Raw genomic sequence first — 361 nt, 5'->3', positions numbered from 1 at the left:
GTGAGTGGCAAAGAGGGTTAGAACGACAATTGCCACTCACGACCCCCACGCGCGCGAGGTACTCAGATGGGGCATCGGGCGAGGTTGGTGTCCCTTGTGGACGGCCGCCGAGAGTCGCGCCACCATCAAGACGCGAAGGGGACCATCACCGCGTCAGACGCCGCGAAAGCCCCTTCGGCCCACCTGACGAGCACGCCAAGCTCCGAGACCGGGCACCGGCTTCGGCAGCCGCCGACACTTCACGTTGATCAAGCCCGTACGGGCCGATTCGCAGCCGAGTGGGGGGGGTTTGGGGCGCGGGAAGGGCCGGAAACGACCCCCACCCCCCCGCGGGCGCCCCCCCCCCCCGGGAAGCGGGGGC

It is taken from the genome of Amycolatopsis sp. NPDC058340 (assembly GCF_042723975.1).
In the GTDB taxonomy this organism is placed as follows: Bacteria; Actinomycetota; Actinomycetes; order Mycobacteriales; family Pseudonocardiaceae; genus Amycolatopsis.
This window is presented reverse-complemented; position numbering follows the sequence as displayed.